17 protein-coding genes are annotated in these 15,022 nt (G+C 63.5%); 3 read left to right on the plus strand and 14 right to left on the minus strand.

The window, feature by feature from the left end; translation table 11 throughout:
* Positions 1 to 42: 42 nt before the first annotated feature.
* The 13 genes from F6A13_RS12570 to F6A13_RS12630 form a co-directional block, all read right to left on the minus strand.
* Positions 43 to 1,431, minus strand: a complete 1,389-nt coding sequence (locus tag F6A13_RS12570) for a sigma 54-interacting transcriptional regulator (protein ID WP_113526029.1) — start codon at positions 1,429 to 1,431, stop codon at positions 43 to 45.
* Positions 1,431 to 2,987: a TadG family pilus assembly protein gene (locus F6A13_RS12575; protein ID WP_225981834.1), complete on the minus strand. Its 1,557-nt coding sequence runs from the start codon at positions 2,985 to 2,987 to the stop codon at positions 1,431 to 1,433. Before F6A13_RS12575 ends, F6A13_RS12570 begins: the two co-directional genes overlap by 1 nt.
* Entirely contained in the window at positions 2,953 to 3,558 is a 606-nt protein-coding gene (locus F6A13_RS12580) for a hypothetical protein (protein ID WP_113526028.1), read from the minus strand. The genes F6A13_RS12575 and F6A13_RS12580 overlap by 35 nt, the downstream gene beginning before the upstream one ends.
* Positions 3,555 to 4,394 (minus strand): tetratricopeptide repeat protein, encoded by an 840-nt coding sequence (locus F6A13_RS12585; RefSeq protein WP_113526027.1) that lies wholly within the window; start codon positions 4,392 to 4,394, stop codon positions 3,555 to 3,557. The genes F6A13_RS12580 and F6A13_RS12585 overlap by 4 nt, the downstream gene beginning before the upstream one ends.
* Positions 4,395 to 4,396: 2 nt before the next feature.
* Positions 4,397 to 5,335: a type II secretion system F family protein gene (locus tag F6A13_RS12590; RefSeq protein ID WP_113526026.1), complete on the minus strand. Its 939-nt coding sequence runs from the start codon at positions 5,333 to 5,335 to the stop codon at positions 4,397 to 4,399.
* Between the two features lie 7 nt (positions 5,336 to 5,342).
* Positions 5,343 to 6,284 (minus strand): type II secretion system F family protein, encoded by a 942-nt coding sequence (locus F6A13_RS12595; protein ID WP_113526025.1) that lies wholly within the window; start codon positions 6,282 to 6,284, stop codon positions 5,343 to 5,345.
* On the minus strand, positions 6,281 to 7,615 hold the full coding sequence (locus F6A13_RS12600; protein ID WP_113526024.1) for a CpaF family protein: 1,335 nt from the start codon (positions 7,613 to 7,615) through the stop codon (positions 6,281 to 6,283). The genes F6A13_RS12595 and F6A13_RS12600 overlap by 4 nt, the downstream gene beginning before the upstream one ends.
* Positions 7,612 to 8,841 carry an AAA family ATPase gene (locus tag F6A13_RS12605; protein ID WP_113526023.1) on the minus strand — a complete coding sequence of 410 codons (1,230 nt, stop codon included), beginning with the start codon at positions 8,839 to 8,841 and terminating at the stop codon, positions 7,612 to 7,614. The genes F6A13_RS12600 and F6A13_RS12605 overlap by 4 nt, the downstream gene beginning before the upstream one ends.
* The gene (locus F6A13_RS12610; protein WP_113526022.1) at positions 8,838 to 10,274 is read right to left on the minus strand and encodes a type II and III secretion system protein family protein; all 1,437 of its coding nucleotides are present in this window, start codon (positions 10,272 to 10,274) and stop codon (positions 8,838 to 8,840) included. The genes F6A13_RS12605 and F6A13_RS12610 overlap by 4 nt, the downstream gene beginning before the upstream one ends.
* A 13-nt stretch (positions 10,275 to 10,287) precedes the next feature.
* Entirely contained in the window at positions 10,288 to 11,259 is a 972-nt protein-coding gene (gene cpaB / locus F6A13_RS12615) for a Flp pilus assembly protein CpaB (protein WP_151528345.1), read from the minus strand.
* 108 nt (positions 11,260 to 11,367) lie between these two features.
* On the minus strand, positions 11,368 to 11,853 hold the full coding sequence (locus F6A13_RS12620; protein WP_113526361.1) for a TadE/TadG family type IV pilus assembly protein: 486 nt from the start codon (positions 11,851 to 11,853) through the stop codon (positions 11,368 to 11,370).
* A 20-nt stretch (positions 11,854 to 11,873) separates the two neighbouring features.
* Complete coding sequence (locus F6A13_RS12625; protein ID WP_113526020.1) at positions 11,874 to 12,332, minus strand: prepilin peptidase; 459 nt, start codon at positions 12,330 to 12,332, stop codon at positions 11,874 to 11,876.
* A 122-nt stretch (positions 12,333 to 12,454) separates the two neighbouring features.
* Positions 12,455 to 12,628, minus strand: a complete 174-nt coding sequence (locus F6A13_RS12630) for a Flp family type IVb pilin (protein ID WP_113526019.1) — start codon at positions 12,626 to 12,628, stop codon at positions 12,455 to 12,457.
* A gap of 548 nt (positions 12,629 to 13,176) precedes the next feature.
* Between F6A13_RS12630 and F6A13_RS12635 the strand changes: the two genes are divergently transcribed.
* The 3 genes from F6A13_RS12635 (at position 13,177) to F6A13_RS12645 (ending at position 14,589) form a co-directional block, all read left to right on the plus strand.
* Complete coding sequence (locus tag F6A13_RS12635; RefSeq protein WP_113526018.1) at positions 13,177 to 13,365, plus strand: hypothetical protein; 189 nt, start codon at positions 13,177 to 13,179, stop codon at positions 13,363 to 13,365.
* Between the two features lie 179 nt (positions 13,366 to 13,544).
* Positions 13,545 to 14,054 carry a hypothetical protein gene (locus F6A13_RS12640; RefSeq protein ID WP_113526017.1) on the plus strand — a complete coding sequence of 170 codons (510 nt, stop codon included), beginning with the start codon at positions 13,545 to 13,547 and terminating at the stop codon, positions 14,052 to 14,054.
* 91 nt (positions 14,055 to 14,145) lie between these two features.
* A complete protein-coding gene (locus F6A13_RS12645) occupies positions 14,146 to 14,589 on the plus strand; it encodes a hypothetical protein (protein ID WP_113526016.1) in 444 nt (147 codons plus the stop codon).
* 121 nt (positions 14,590 to 14,710) lie between these two features.
* On the opposite strand, the gene F6A13_RS12650 is transcribed toward F6A13_RS12645, so the two are convergent.
* Positions 14,711 to 15,013: a superinfection immunity protein gene (locus tag F6A13_RS12650; RefSeq protein WP_225981835.1), complete on the minus strand. Its 303-nt coding sequence runs from the start codon at positions 15,011 to 15,013 to the stop codon at positions 14,711 to 14,713.
* Positions 15,014 to 15,022: the final 9 nt, after the last annotated feature.

Consider the following 15,022-nt stretch of genomic DNA (forward strand, 5'->3'; position numbering starts at 1 on the left):
TTGTCGCTGCTGCTGATATGCCGACTGTGCGTCGGCTCGGTGTTACCCAGATAGCCCGTATTTTTTCATTTTGAGCCACAACGTCTTGCGGCTCCAGCCCAGCGCCTCTGCCGTTTCCAGTCGGCGCCACTGGTTTTTTTCCAGCGCGTCCAGGACTTGGCTGCGCTCCTCTGCCCTGGTGGAAAAATCCGGCGGAGTGCAGACCCCGGTGGTTTCGCAGTCGATTTCTCCGGCGCGCAAAAGATGCATGCATTCGGCCTGCTCCAAAGCCCCGTGGCCGAGGTAAAAGGCGGCAAGCCGCGCCGCCCGGTTGAATAATTCACGCACGTTACCCGGAAACTGGGAAGTATAAACCCAGTCCTTGAGCCAGCTCGGCAGTTCCGGAAAGGGGACATCGTCGTCGGAAAACTTTTTCAGGGCCAACCGGAAAGCGTGGGTGAATAGCAGCCACTTTTCGTCCCCGCCACGTTCCTGCAGAGTGGGTATATAGAGTTCGACCACACTGATGCGATGATAGAGGTCCAATCGGAAAGTCCCGTCCCGGATCATGTTGATGAGCGGCCGATTGGTGGCGGTGACCAGGCGGAAATTGATCCGCATCGTCTCGTTGCTGCCCACCGGGTGGATCACCCCGTCCTCCAGCGCGCGCAACAATTTCACCTGCTGATAAAAAGGCAGGTCACCGATTTCGTCCAGATACAGGGTGCCGTTATTGGCCTCGCGCAAAAAACCCGGATGATCGCGTACGGCGCCCGTAAATGCGCCCCGGACATGCCCGAAAAAAAGCGACTCGAACAGCGCATCGGGAATGGCCGCGCAGTTCACCGGCACAAAGGGCCCGGAGCGGTACTCGGGGTGGGAATCCGCCACCAGACGGGCGACATATTCTTTTCCGGTACCGCTGGCACCGCGGATCAGCACATTCACCGACAATGCGCCATAAAGACGGGCATTTCCCACCAGGCGGTGCATGCAGGGCGACTGATAGACGAAATCCCCGTCTTTAGCCATGGGCAACTCGGAGAGCGGGATGGCGTCATCCGCCGGTAGTTGCCGGGCTGTTGCGCCCTGCGTCACCACATGCAGGGTGTGTTTCAGTACCGCAGACAGACTCGCGCAATTGAAATAGGCGGGCAACACGACCCGTTCGGATAGCGGCGTCGTCGCATAGATGCTCTGTTCTCCGCTGCCCACCCAGATCACCGGTACGCCTTCTATCCGTTTCCAGGCGAGGTGGTTTTTTTCATAACGCCGCAGCGCGGTGGTGCTGATGAAAACGATATCCACGTCCATGGCTTCCGTGCTGGACGGATGATCCACCTCGTCATCGTAGCGGATGACCTCGGCGTCGGCATGCTGACTCAGACAGCGTTCCAGACGCTTGGCGAAATCATGCTGTCCTTCCCAGACTAAAACACGAATCATGTTCATCAGTACACCAGAACCGGGGGGATGGTGCCGCAACTGAGGGTCGTGTACGTCACCTTGGCATTACCGAGCGAGATACCGAGAACCTTTAATACCGGGGCAAGGAGGTCGTCCACTATTGGATTAAGCAGACCGTTCAGTAAAGAACCCAAATTTAATCCTAGCAAGTTGAGATTAAGGTTTAGCGGTGCCTGCCCAGCGCTTGTCGACCCGATGTCCCAAGGCTGATTGCCTGAGTTTGACGCAGTTTGGGGGATCGGCAGGCCGGTGAATGTATGATTCGAGAAATTCTGGGGAAGCACTACCGGCGTATTGGTTTGCGGGGCGAGAACGCCAATGGACGCGGTCAACAAACCGGTCCCCGCCCGAACGCCTACCTGACTCTGGCCTTGCGGCATCGTGCAGACAACGTTCGTGAGATCGGCGATCGCCGGGCTTGCCTGCAAATCGACCTTGACCAGGGAACCCAAAACCTGTAGCTGTAGGGCCACCTGTGCGGTCTGCGCCTGGGTTTTCCAGGTGCCGTCCGGGTTTTGACCGGGCTCGCCGTAGGCCAGCTTGGGTGGTGAGATGATGAACAGTTTTAAGCTGGCCAAGCCCAGCACGTTGACGCCGGGAACATCGACAAAGTGCTGCTGATTGGCCAGTTGCGCCGATGCAGTGATCAAACCCAGGAGATTGACCTGCGCATTGGCGGCGGCGTTTTTATCGGCCAGCCCCAGATTCAGAATTTTTCCTAACTGAATATTGGTACTGTTGGTGGTCGAGCCGATGATCTGCTGCAACGCACCCGTTGCGTTCTGACTATTGAGCAGGCCACCGTTGGCTTGATTGCCCAGAACCGTCAGTGCCCCCTGATAAAGTCCGGGCAGATTCAGGTTGGTGGAAAGCAGATGGTTCACGGTTCCCACATTCAGGGTTTGCGCGAGTTGCCCCAGCGAAACCGTCGTACCCAGCAGCGCATTATAGCCTGCTACACTTAAATTCAACGACGTGCCCAGCAATCCGCCGAGGATACCATTAAGCAGAGCCGACTGCTGGGTATTCAGATTCAGCACCTGGCTGGAGATCGAAAACCCCGCCGCCGGATTGGGCACCCAGGCGATGGCCTGGGCTTGCACGGTTTTCTTGGGACCGAAAAAGAAGAAATAGGGCACGCTCTCGGACAATTGCACCTGTACGGCATTGGCCTGATGGCCATAGGGCACGGCGGTGGAAAAATAAGTGGGACCCGTCTCGATCTGCGGATTCCAGTTGCCTTGAGTGGCCGTTATGTGCGTGGACGACGACGTCTGCAGCCCGTTTTTGACGGCGTTTTCCTGCGCCAAGGACTGGGCGTTGGGAATATCTTCCGCGCCCGCGATGGCCGCCATATCGGCAATCTTCTGCAGATTGCGCTGTACGTAGGTCATATGACCGATGTCGATGCCGAAGGCCAGCGCCAGGATCATGATAGGCATGACGATGGCGGCGATGATGGCGATATCGCCCCGCTCGCCCCTTCCGGCACGCCACCGGCGCGGATCAATACCCTGAAGCATTACCACCAGACTGGCCATTGCTCATTCCTTGCAGGGCGACGTTGCTCCCCGCGTTTTTCGTTGCAGACGACGATGTGGAACCGGAACTGCCCGTAAAGGATTTCAGGTAGTTCTTGAAACTCTGCCGAGCCTCGGCGCCAAGAATCGGCTGAAAGGTCCCGGGGTCCTCGCCTTCGCTCTGGAAAGCCAGCAACCTTTGCACGGAACTCTGGCGTTGCGCCGCCGGGGGCGCGGGCGGGGGCGGCGGGCTGGTGTTCGCCACCGGCGCGCTATGGATCACCGGCGGAACGACCGCTTCCACGGCCGGAGGCGGCAGTGCGGGTGCGGGTGGCTGCGGCGCCGGTGGCGCGGGGGTACGCACGGGAAGGGCGGCGGCTGGCGCGGCTGGCGTTGCGACCACCGAGGCCACCGACGCTGTCGGCGCAACCGCGGCCGGTGCCACCGCCTTCGGCAATTCATGCCAGCCGAGGATCGGGGGCTGCAGGTAATCCGAAGCACCATCAGCGGCGGCGAGGGGCATTACCCCAAAGGCGCAAAAGGCCAGCAGCATCTGCGGCAGGCGGTGGGAAAGGTGGGGGTTGCGGTTCATGGCACGCTCCTGGGTTCAGTGGCTGGCCCGGCATTACCGGAAGAAAACAATTGCGTCAACGGCGGATTGGGGAATGCGGGCATCACCGCTCCCGAGGGCGCGGTCGCCGCTGCGGGAGGATGGTCGCCGGCGGAAGTGGGCACGCCCGTCATCTGATTGGCTTCGCGGCGGATGCGCTGCGAGACGGCCCAACTGAAATGGTGCGCACCCATGATCTGCTGCGCCCGGAAGCCATCGCCGCGCAGCAGGTAGTACAGGGCAATATTGCTCCACACCCGCTCGTCCTGCGGGGCAAGCTCTCCGGCGCGGAACAGGGCATTGCGCGCGACATCCCAGTTCTTGCCCTGCAGGGCGGCGTAACCCAGATCATTCAGTATCCCGGCGTTCGTGGGATCCTCCCGTGTGGCGCGCTGGAACAGCCGGATGGCGCGGGTGACGTCGCCGCCGCGCGCGGCGATGAGGCCCAGACCCTGGTACCCCTGCGCGGCGAGGGGCGTATGCAATACCCGCTGAAAATAGCGCTCGGCCTGAGCCGGCTCACCCGTGGCCGCAAGGGCGCGGGCGCGCAACAGATCGGTCTGATCCGAGGCCGGCCATTCCTTCAGGTAGCGGTCCAGATAGGAAATTGCCGCATACCACTTCTGCTCGGCCTCCATTTTCTGGATCAGCTGCAGACTCAACCCCCGCAGATTGGAGGAGGAAACCTTCGGCTCCGGCGCGTTGGTGACGACCGGCGCCGACGGATGGGTGGCGCACCCCCCGGCGGCCAGGACGCAGAATGCGGCCACCCCCCCGCTCAAGTGCCGGATTCCACGGACACGGTTCCAGGCGGTCATCTTCATCCCATCTTGTCGAAGAAACGCAGCAACGCGAGCACCGCAGGACCGGCCGTGATCAGCAACAGCGCCGGCAGCATGGTCAGGGTCATCACCGCCGTCATTTTGACGTTGAGTTTTCCGACCCTTTCGCGCAGGGCCATCTGCCGTTTTTCCTGAAGGCGGCCGGCGAAATCCCGCAGGGGCTGGGCCACGTCGCCGCCAAAACGTTCGATCTGACGGAGCATGTTCACCAGTTCCGCGAAATCCGCGTCGCCCAGTTGTTCCGCCAGCTTCTGCATCGCCTCCACGCGGGGGCGGCCAATGGCGATATGCTTGCTCATTTCGCGCATCTCGCCGGCGAGCAGCGGGATTCCCGCCTCGCTGGTCTGCGCCAGGGAGGCGAGACTTTGCTCCAGGCTCAGGCCGACGCCCTGCAGAAGGGCCAGCATGTCCACGAAAAACGGGATTTCCGCGTTCACCGCGTCCCCGCGACTTTTGGCCTTGCTCTCCAGGATGAATTTGGGGAGCAGGTAGCCAAAAATGGCCGCCGCCAGAAGGCTCATCCAGAAGGTGAGATGGAGCAGGTGCGGCGCCAGCAGATGTTCGGTCAGTCCGGTCACCACGACAAGTACGGCGGCCAGCAGAAAGCGTATCGTGTTGAAAATACTGGGGGCGGCAGGCCTCCGGTAGCCGGCTCTCAGGAGCAGGCGGGCATCCTCGCTGCTCCGCCAGCGATCCAGCAGATCCCAGCGCACGCTGGCCTGCTGCCCCCGCTCCATCTGCGCGGCGACTTCCGACGGTTCACTGCCGGCTTCCAGCTTCGGGGCGACGCGATCCATGGCCGAGCGGGCGCGGGCGACCATCACCAGACGGTACGCCCAGAAGAAGACGCCCAGCAGTACCGCCAGGGCGAGGCTCGCGACGGCCAGAGCGGTCAATAACGCATGCAGGTTCAGCATGATGGCGTCACCTCAACCTGGCCATACGATTGAGCAGGACCACTCCGGTCACCAGCAGGGTTCCACCGGCGATCAGGAGCATGCGCCCGGTCGACACCACCCACATACCCTGCAGGTAGCTGTGGTTCATCAGCACAATATAGAGGGCGAGCCCAGGAATCATCAGACTGAGAATGAGCGCCCCCAACCGGGTTTCGGCGGACAGGGCGTTAAACTCCGCCTGGGCCATCACCCTCCCCCGCAACCAGTCGGCGATGCGCTCGAGCACGACGTCGGTACGCCCGCCGTAGCGCATGTTCAGGCGCAGCACCGTGGCGATGATCGCCAGTTCCTGCATCTGGTAGCGTTTGCCGACCGTCAGCATGGCCTGGTCGATGGGGGTACCGGATTGCTGGCGGCGCATGATCTGGTTGAACACCTCCCGCACCGGCCCATGGGCATCCTTGGTGGCGCTCAGGAGAGCGGCGGGCAGGCTGGCGCCCACCCGCGAGGCGCGCACCACCGCATCCAAAAAACCCGGCAGGGCGAGAATCGCGGCGCTACGTCGCAAACCGATCCAGTAGCGAACCTGCCCCCACAGGGCCAGGGGATAAAAGACGAGGAGGAACGCCAGCGCCAGCCAGCCGCTGACCAGAAACGCCAGCAGCAGGGTGATCAGCAGGCCGACGATGGCGGCCTTGGGAAGATAGGTTTTCGGTCGCAACCCCGCCTGCCACAGCCATTCCTTCGCCTGGAGCAGGAAGGATTCCTTTTTGTAGCGGGCGGCATGGTCCAGCAGATCGTCCTGGGCAGACTCTGCATGCCCCGCTTCGCCCTGCTGCGCGTCGAAGGCCCGCAGGCGCTCGCGCAGGGCGTCCGGAAACGGCTGCCGCTGCCGGAAGGAGAGCCAGACGCCCGCCGCGATGCCGAGAAGCAACAGGGCGAAAACGATCAGACCCAGGGCCATCATTGCTGCCACCCGAACTGATCCTTCTCGGAGGATTCTGGACGATACTTAGCGAGTTTCGGACTGCGCGGATTGATGCCCGTGGATGTCCAGCGGTCGACCGTCTTGTTTTCCCGGTTCACCTGGGGTTCGTAACGGAAATGCTCCTGGGTGGCGATGATGTTGTCGCCGACGCCGGTCACCTCGGTGACGGAGGTGATGCGGCGCCGCCCGTCGGGAAAACGCTCGATCTGGACGATGAGGTCGATGGCCGAAGCGATCTGCCGCCGCATGCTGGATTCATTGCCCGGAAAACCGCCGAAGCTGAGCAGGATTTCCAGGCGCTGCAACGCCTCCCGGGGGGAGTTGGCGTGGATCGTGCCCAGTGAACCGTCATGGCCGGTGGTCATGGCCTGCATCATCTCCAGGGCCTCGCCGCCGCGCACCTCACCGACGACGATCCGGTCGGGGCGCATGCGCAGGGTGTTGCGCAGCAGATCGCGCACGTTGACGGTACCCGCCCCGTCATGCCCGCCGGGACGGCTTTCCAGACGCACCACGTGCCTGCTCTGCAGTTGCAGTTCCGCCGTGTCTTCGATGGTCACCACCCGCTCCTCATCGGAGATATAGCTGGCGATGACGTTGAGGAAAGTGGTCTTGCCGCTGCTGGTGCCGCCGGATACCAGGATGTTGCAGCGCGCGCGCACCGCGAACTCCAGAAACTGGAGGATGGGCGCATTGAGCGTGGCCGTCTCGATCAGGTCCTCGGCGCGCAGCGGATGCGCCGGGAAGCGCCGGATGGAAATGACCGGCCCGTTCAGGGCCAGGGGCGGAATCACCACGTTGATGCGCCCCACGTTGCTCAGACGCGCGTCCACGGTCGGCGACGACTCGTCCACCCGTCTGCCGGTGGCTCCCAACAGACGATAGATGATACGCATCAGATGGGCTTCATCCTGAAACACCAGGTCGCTGTGCTCCAGCGTGCCTTTCCGTCCCAGATAGATTTCACGAGGTCCATTCACCAGAATATCTTCGATCTCAGGATCCTTGAGGGCCGTTTCCAGCGGGCCGTAGCCGGTCAGTTCATCGGTGAGTTGGTTGATGAGCACCTCGGTTTCTTTTTCGTTCAGCGGATAGGGGCGCTCCGCCATCAGGCGGTCCAGTTCCAGCGAGACGAAACGATAGACGGCACCACGGCTCAGCTCCGCGAAATCGGCGCCGATCTCTTCGACCCGGTCGATGAGCCGCAGATGCAGATAACCTTTGAACTGCTGGTAGGCATCCTGCTGGTTCAACGCCTTCGCGGTGGCCATGTCGAAAGGCTGCGCGCCAAAGGGACTGTCGTCGGTCATGCCATCGTCCTCCACCGGCGCAACCAGCCGGCCGCTCCACGGGTTCCCTCCGGGTTGCTGTCCGGCCAGATACGGCCCGCCAGCAACCCGGCACATTGTTGCACCGCACGACTGTAGGCGTCCTTCGGGAGGGCATCGACCGCCAGTGCGCCGCCGTTCATCGCCTGAATCAGGGGCAGGCGCCGTTCGGGGATGATGCCCTGGCCCAGCAGGGGCAACCCCAGCGCCTCCCCGACATGCGCCGCGTCGACACCCAGCGCAGGCTCGTAATGATTCACCGCCACACCCGCCTGCAGGCGAGTGCCGATTTTTTCCCGCAGATTGGCGGCGATTTTTTTCCCTTCGAGAATGCCTGCCACCGACTGGTCGCAAACCACGACGATCTCGTCCGCCGTCTGCAGCAGATACTGGCCGACCTCGCTGAACACCGCCCCACCGATATCGGCCACCACCAGATGATATATCGACAGGATGATTGCCAGCATCTGAAAGACTTCGCTGAGATTCAGTCCGCGCAGGTCCCGGGCCGCGGCGAACAGCGGCAACACCCCGAGACCACGGGTATTTTGGGCAATGGCCGTGTCCAGATACGTCTTGTCGCAACGCTCCAGATTGCGCACCGCCTCGGCAAAGGCGACGCGCGGCGCTATGCCCATATAGGTGGCGGCGGTCCCGACCGGGGTGCCGAAATCCAGCAGCAGCTCCGCGCTCTGCGGGTGGAGTGCGGAGAGGGACGCCGCCAGATTGCACGCCAGGGTGGTGCAGCCGCTGCCGACACTGCCCGCCACCACCACCAATTTACCGGCGCGCGCGCGCCGTTGCCGGGTCTGGGACAGGATGCGCCCCACCGCCATGCGCAGGGGTTCCGGCGCGCCGCCGCTTTGCACGAAGTCCACCGACTGGGCGCGCATGGCCGCCAGCAGCACCCGCTGATCGGCCACCGGCGCTATGCCGATCAGCCGGAGATCCGGGAACGCCTGATGCAGGCCGTCGAATACGAGGCCGAAATCGTCATTCTCCGCGCCGAAGTCCACGATCAGCAGCGCGGCGCCGCTCTGCCCGATGGCGGCGGAGATTTCATTCTGCCGGGCATGGACCGGCAGCACCGTGGCCAGACCATCGAGTGCGTGCCGTATCCACGTCAGGCATTCCGGGCGCCGGGACAGAGCCAGCACGACCACCGGGCCGGTGGCCTGTTCAAAGCGGGCGGCGGGTTCTACGCTCATTGACTGTATCCGGGACCGTTGTCGGGCTGATCATATTCCGAGCCCGGCAGCAATACCGCCTTGCCCAGATTGAAGCGGGAATGGGCAAAGGCCGCTCCCGGCAGTGGCGGGAGTTTGGCTCCGGCGGCGATGGGGCGCACCAGACGCGGGGTGACGATGATGGCGAGCTCCATGTCCTGCTTGGAATACTGGATGGAGCGGAAGAAGGCGCCCAGTATGGGCAGATCCCCCAGGATCGGCACTTTGCTGATGTTCTGCTGCATCTGGCGGTCCACCAGACCGCCGATAACCAGACTCTCGCCATTGCCGAGGGTGACGGTGGTGTCGGCCTGACGGACCAGCAGGGCGGGCACCGAATAGCCGTTGAGGGTGATGGCGTTGGTATAGTCGAGAGAACTGACCGACGGCGCCACGTGCAGGGCGATCCGGTGGGCGCTGAGGATGGTGGGGGTCAGATCGAGCTGCACGCCGTATTTTTTGTACTGGATGGTGATGGTGGGGGTGCCGACCCCGCTGCTCTGGGGTACGGGGATCGGGATTTCGCCACCGGCGAGGAAGCTCGCCTGCTGGCCGTTCATCGCCACCAGCGTCGGTTCCGCCAGCACCCGGAGGATATTATTGCCCTCCAGCAGGCTGAGGTAGCTGCTCAGGCCGCTGTTGCCGACCCCGCCCACCAGATTGAAGGCCTGGGTGAAGGGCGCCACGCCGGTGAGCGCCAGCGCCCCTGGTCCGCCGCTCGCGAGGGATACCGGATAATTGGCCGAGGTCAGGGTGGAGGGGCCGAAGGTGCCCAGGCTGAACCCGCCGGTGCTGGAGAAAATGTTGATGCCGACATTCTTCAACTGCGCCTTGCTGAACTCCACCACCTTGACGCCGACCTGCACCTCGTCATCCACCGGGATCACCGACTGGTCGATGACCTTGCCGGTTTTGCCGGCGGCCAGCGCCGCCGCTTCCAGGGCCGCTTCATGTTTCACCTGGTCCGCCACCGCGCCGGACAGGGTGACGGCGTCGCCCTGGGCGCGCACTGTCGGCATGCCCGGCGCCGGGGCCGCCAGCGGCGCCGCGGGCACCGGCACGCTGACCTGAAGCTGCCAGACCTTCGGCGTCTTGTGGCCGAGGTTCCAGACCAGCAGGCTGGTGGTGCCGGTACTGAGGCCGGTGATCAGAAACTGGCGGCCGCCGGAGCGCGGCAGCGGCGCCACCGATGCCGTTTTCGGGTTGCCGACGGCCACCCGGTAGGCCGGCTCGGTGAAACTCAGGGTCTGCTGGGTGCCCACCGGGATATTCAGCGCGCGATACCCGCCGCTCTGGTGCGCCGCCCAGGATGGATGGGCGCCGCCCTCCGTCGCCGGCCCTTCCGCCCAGGCGCCCTGGGAGCCCAGCGCCGCCAGGGTCACCACCGCCAAACTGCTCATCATCCATTTGCGCATCGTTCAGGCCTCTTCAGTAGGGTACCGCTGTTTTTTGTCCACCCTGATAGATCTCCATCATGGGCGGCGGAGGCAACGGATGCATCGCGCGCTCGGCCGCCTTGCTCTTGCCCGCCAGACCCGGCAGGGTCAGACCGGCATAGGCCCGGTTCTCCGGCTTTGCCAGTGCCGCCTTGCGTTGCGCGACGGGTAGTTCCGCGGGCGGCAACGCCGGCGACGGGGTCGGGAAGGCCCCAGTATCGGGCAAGGCATGGTCTTTGGGATTGCGCAGCGCGAGCAGGAGATGGCCCTGACCGCTGGCCAGCGCCAGCGTCGCGGCAGAGGCGACGGGCACTTGCAGCACCACGGTGCTGGGCGGCTCGCGGGGCGGCTGGTTGCTGGAGCCCGCCGAACCGGCCGCTGGACCGAAGGCCGACGGCTCGCCCTCGGCGACATGGCGCAGCACCGTCTGCGGCCCCACCGCCAGCACCCGCAGATCGGCCAGCAGCAGGCGGCTCTGGGTCGGCCAGCCGCCGTGCATAGTCATCTGGTCACCGGCCAGGGTGGTGAAGACATCGACGAAATCGCCGGGCTGCAGATGGTCGCCCACGGCGATGGCCTTGTTGACGTCGATGGCCATAGCCACATCTCCTTCGGGCACCTGGGTAGCCAGACCGGACAACAGGTTGCTGGACATCACCGGGGCGCCCATGCCGATGTTCACCTGCGGCACCTTGCCGACGACGTGCACGGCCTCATGGAAGGCGCCGGCGGGAAATTCGGGGTAATGCAGGACCTTGACCCCGTCCGGCGGGATGGGGAACCCCGCCGACAGGGTTTTGGCCGCCACCACCACGGCCACCCCCGCCGCCGGCTGCTGTGGCGCTGCGGCGCTGGTTTTGCTCTGCACCACCGGACTGGGCTGGCTGACCATGTAGGCGGACACCCCCAAGGCGATGGCCAGCAAGACCAGTATCGCGATCACGATCTTCGCGGTATTTCCCATGCTACGTTTCCTCCCCGTGGTAGCCTCGCCTGGGCGGGCACCCGTCTGTGTTCTGAATGGCCTGATGGCCGACGTGATGAATCATTGCTGGACCGAAATCCGACCGCCTCAACCCCCCGGCAACAAATTGCCCGGATCCACCTGCATGGTCGCTTTGCCCACCAGTTGCGTGGGCGCGAACAGGCCGAAGCCCGGAAAAGGCGGAATCAGCGGATGCTGCGCGTAGGGATAACTGATCTGCACATGAAAGCAGATCAGGTTGGCGTTATAGGTGCAGGGCGCGGAAGTCGCCGTGAGATAAGCCGCCGGATCGTAGGCAGGGGTGAAGTTCTGCAACCACTGTACGGTCTGGGTCGCCATGGTCGTCGCCGCCGTGATTCGCGCAGCCGTGGCGCCTGCTGCGGTGGTGGCGGGCTGGTAACGCAGGGCCGCCCGCGCGCCGTTTTCAGCCGCCAGGGTCAGGGTGTTCTGGGCGGCGAAAATGAAGCCGAAGGTAAGGATGCCCCAGAGCATGGCGAAAAAGAGCAGGAAGACGATGGCGAACTCGATGGCCGCCTGACCCCGCTCCGCCGACTGGTCACGGGTCCGTGTCATGACGCAGGTCATGGCCGCCGTCATGACAGGGGCCAATGCAGGGCCAGCCGCCAGTGACCGAGCACCACCAGCGCGCAGCCCAGACCCAGACCCACGCCATAGGGGTACTGCCGCTGCACCCTGCCCGTGAACAGGCGGTCGCGGGCCACCAGCGCCAGGGTGATGACCCCCGCCGCGAGATAGACCGGGAACAGCACATCCACCCCGCCGAGGGCGCCCATAGCCATGAAAAACTTGACGTCGCCCGCCGCCACCAGGCGCCAGACATAGGCGGGCAGCAGGGCGAGAAAAGCGGCTGCGACCCCCAGCAGGGCGGCGCTCCACGGCGCGCCCAGGAGGCAGCGCCCCGTCAGCGGCAGCACCGCCAGCCCCAGCGCCAGGGCGCTCAAAGTCAGGCCGTTGGGCAGGCGCTGGCGACGATAGTCGCCCTGCGCCCCCCACACCGCCCACAGGGCCACCCCGATTTCCTCCCATCCCACATCTCCTCCTGTTTGTTCTTATTCTGAAAAATCCCCTGCGGACTACCGCCCCCATGCGGGGGAAGGGATTTTTCACAATGCCGCTGAACGGTGAGGCGCTCTCGCGCCTCACTAACAACTACTTACGGTAATTTAGAAGCAATTAAGTTAAAGACCGCATTTAATTTCGTACCCAGGGTCGTTACCGCTCCAATAATCACCACTGCAATCAAACCGGCAATCAGGCCGTACTCGATGGCGGTGACCCCTTCTTCCTCCCGCACGAAGCGGGCTACAGCGTGCTGCAACATCTTCATCGCTCGTTCTCCTTCATAATCCACCCAAGAAAATATCCGTTCCCAACGGCAGAGTCCCATCCGCCCGACCGGCAGCCGACAACTTGCAAACTGCGTGCCAAACCCATTCCTACCGACCGGCCTTTACTTGATGGGGGCATCAAGGAAACCTTGCCATCGGGTACACGCACCTTAACATGATAATATTATGAGAGGAAGTGTATTTGTATATAAACATATGCTTCTATTATGAAGTGTCCAATTCCATATCTGGTCCAGAAACAGCGTGGAATATTTTGCGACGCCCGTTACACGCTGTTACAGACAACGAAACCAACCATACTAGCCTGCCGCAAGGCGCGGGGCCGGGGGTTGTGCCGGATGGCGGCCTCGGGAATCGCCCGAGGCCGCCATCCGGCCAAGCAGCCACGATATCCAACCTGCCTGAAAGCAGGCGGCAACATTGCGGTGATACCGCATTGCGTTTCCTGGGTGGACGACGCACCCAGAGCTATGCACGAGTCGTGCCACCCCGGAATCACCAGAATAGGCGCATACAAAACAAAGCGATGGGCATATCCAAAGATGCTGAAGGTTACCAACGCCGTATCCATCAACCCCAATGGGTAACCAACATTGACCCGTTGCCCGCCTTACCGCCGGGATATTCCGCCGGCGCGGGGGATGCGCTCCTCCGGGCGCGGGAAGAACTGCGTAACGCCATTTCCCGTGATGTCACCAAAGTCATCTTCATATAACAGATTATTCTCATGTACCAAACTTGGTCGCGACCCGCTTATCCGGACATTATCAACACGATAGAAAGGAATGATGAATCCCCAAAAAGAACTGGCATGCAATATGCTGCCCGCTGCTGTCCCTGCGCGGCAGGGGCGCGAGCAGGACACGTAACCTACTGACTATGGAGAAATGATCAATGTCAATTTTGAACCTTGGTAGCCTGTTGAGTGGTTTGTTGGGCGGCGGCAGCGCGGCGGCCTCCGGTACCGGCGGCCTGTTGTCCGGACTCCTGGGCGACGTGGGCGGAGCGGCTTCCAGCGTCAGCGGCATTCTGTCCGGCGTCGCCTCCACGGCGACCTCCACCCTGGGCGCGGTGGAAGGCGTGGCGGGCGGTCTGGTGAGCACCCTGGGCAGCGCCGTCAGCGGCGTCACCACCGATGCGGAAAGCCTCCTAAACAATGTGACGGCCAATGTGGGCAGCACCGTGGCCACCGCCACCTTTGCCGCCGGCGCGCTGATGGGCGGCACCGAAGGCCTGCTCAGCAACGTGGTGGGCAACGCCGGCAACGCCTTGGCGGCGGTCAGCTCCACGGTGCCCAGCCTGCTTTCCGGCACGGTGGGCGCCCTGGCACCGGTCACCGGCGCGGTCACCGGTCTGGCGGGCGGCAGCACCGGGCTGCTGAGTGGCCTGTTGGGCAGTCTGTAAGCAGGAAGACGGCACGGGGGGGCCATGCCGGCCCCTCGTGCCGGGCCGTTTCCGGGTGTAAGCAAAGGAAAACCATCTCGAGGAGAATGACATGAGTGGATCAACAGGGATATTCGCCAATGTTCAGGGCACCGTCGGCGGCTTGCTGGCGGATCTGGTCAACACGGTGGGCAGCCTGCTGGGCGGGGTTACCGGCCAGGGCAACGGCGCGCAGGTCCAGGTAGACAACTTGGCTTCCGTCTCCATCAATACGCCGGGAGGCAGCGCCAGCATCGCCCAGGTGAGCGCCACCACGAGCAACGGCAGTGCCGGCGGGGCCCTGGCCGCGGACGTGCAGGGCCTGCTCGGCAGTCTCGCCGGCGGGGTGGTGAATGACCTCGGCAGCCTCCTGGGCGGACTGGGCGGCGGTCAGGGTTCGGGCTTCGCCCTGTCGCTGGGCGGTCTTATGTCCATCGGCATCAACCAGACACCGGCACAGGCATCCTTGCTGTCCCTCGGCATCAACACCTCGTCCACTGGCGCAGGCGGCCTGTAGACCCTCCGCGGGCGCTCACGGCCCGCAGACCACTTTCGGCAGACCAGTGGCGGCGCGCCGGTTGCCGTGATCGGCCCCCTTTTGCGCCCGTTGGGCCAGCAACCTTCGTTCCACCGCCTTCTCAGTGCCCCATCAGCACCAGCGCCATCGCCAGCAAGGCACCACTCACGGCAAGGGCGATCCTCCCCGGGCGCAACGACGGGTGTTCGTCTCCGCAAACGTAGTTCTGCGCCGATTTCCCGACAAATATCATGGGGCTGGACCAGCGTGCCTGTTTCCAGACCTGCCACCAGAACACTCCCGTCCATCCCAGCAATCCATTTAGTAACAGAAGCCTGCGCCAATACGCATGACGGCAGCCGTTTTTCCAGGCGCGGACGGACGGGAGGAAATACATCAGGGTGACCACGCAGATGAATGCCATGGGAATACC

Origin of the sequence: Acidithiobacillus sp. 'AMD consortium' (assembly GCF_008926505.1) — a bacterium.
GTDB classification, from domain to species: Bacteria; Pseudomonadota; Gammaproteobacteria; order Acidithiobacillales; family Acidithiobacillaceae; genus Acidithiobacillus; species Acidithiobacillus ferridurans.

Bases quoted from the DNA above. Each gene is read 5' to 3' on its own strand.
- F6A13_RS12635 (WP_113526018.1), top strand. From the start codon at position 13,177: ATGGGCATATCCAAAGATGCTGAAGGTTACCAACGCCGTATCCATCAA.
- F6A13_RS12600 (WP_113526024.1), bottom strand. From the start codon at position 7,615: ATGACCGACGACAGTCCCTTTGGCGCGCAGCCTTTCGACATGGCCACC.
- F6A13_RS12590 (WP_113526026.1), bottom strand. From the start codon at position 5,335: ATGCTGAACCTGCATGCGTTATTGACCGCTCTGGCCGTCGCGAGCCTC.
- F6A13_RS12570 (WP_113526029.1), bottom strand. From the start codon at position 1,431: ATGAACATGATTCGTGTTTTAGTCTGGGAAGGACAGCATGATTTCGCC.
- F6A13_RS12620 (WP_113526361.1), bottom strand. From the start codon at position 11,853: ATGACACGGACCCGTGACCAGTCGGCGGAGCGGGGTCAGGCGGCCATC.
- F6A13_RS12610 (WP_113526022.1), bottom strand. From the start codon at position 10,274: ATGCGCAAATGGATGATGAGCAGTTTGGCGGTGGTGACCCTGGCGGCG.
- F6A13_RS12580 (WP_113526028.1), bottom strand. From the start codon at position 3,558: ATGAACCGCAACCCCCACCTTTCCCACCGCCTGCCGCAGATGCTGCTG.
- F6A13_RS12575 (WP_225981834.1), bottom strand. From the start codon at position 2,987: ATGGCCAGTCTGGTGGTAATGCTTCAGGGTATTGATCCGCGCCGGTGG.
- F6A13_RS12595 (WP_113526025.1), bottom strand. From the start codon at position 6,284: ATGATGGCCCTGGGTCTGATCGTTTTCGCCCTGTTGCTTCTCGGCATC.
- F6A13_RS12630 (WP_113526019.1), bottom strand. From the start codon at position 12,628: ATGAAGATGTTGCAGCACGCTGTAGCCCGCTTCGTGCGGGAGGAAGAA.
- F6A13_RS12605 (WP_113526023.1), bottom strand. From the start codon at position 8,841: ATGAGCGTAGAACCCGCCGCCCGCTTTGAACAGGCCACCGGCCCGGTG.
- F6A13_RS12645 (WP_113526016.1), top strand. From the start codon at position 14,146: ATGAGTGGATCAACAGGGATATTCGCCAATGTTCAGGGCACCGTCGGC.
- F6A13_RS12640 (WP_113526017.1), top strand. From the start codon at position 13,545: ATGTCAATTTTGAACCTTGGTAGCCTGTTGAGTGGTTTGTTGGGCGGC.
- F6A13_RS12585 (WP_113526027.1), bottom strand. From the start codon at position 4,394: ATGACCGCCTGGAACCGTGTCCGTGGAATCCGGCACTTGAGCGGGGGG.
- cpaB (WP_151528345.1), bottom strand. From the start codon at position 11,259: ATGGGAAATACCGCGAAGATCGTGATCGCGATACTGGTCTTGCTGGCC.
- F6A13_RS12650 (WP_225981835.1), bottom strand. From the start codon at position 15,013: ATGGCATTCATCTGCGTGGTCACCCTGATGTATTTCCTCCCGTCCGTC.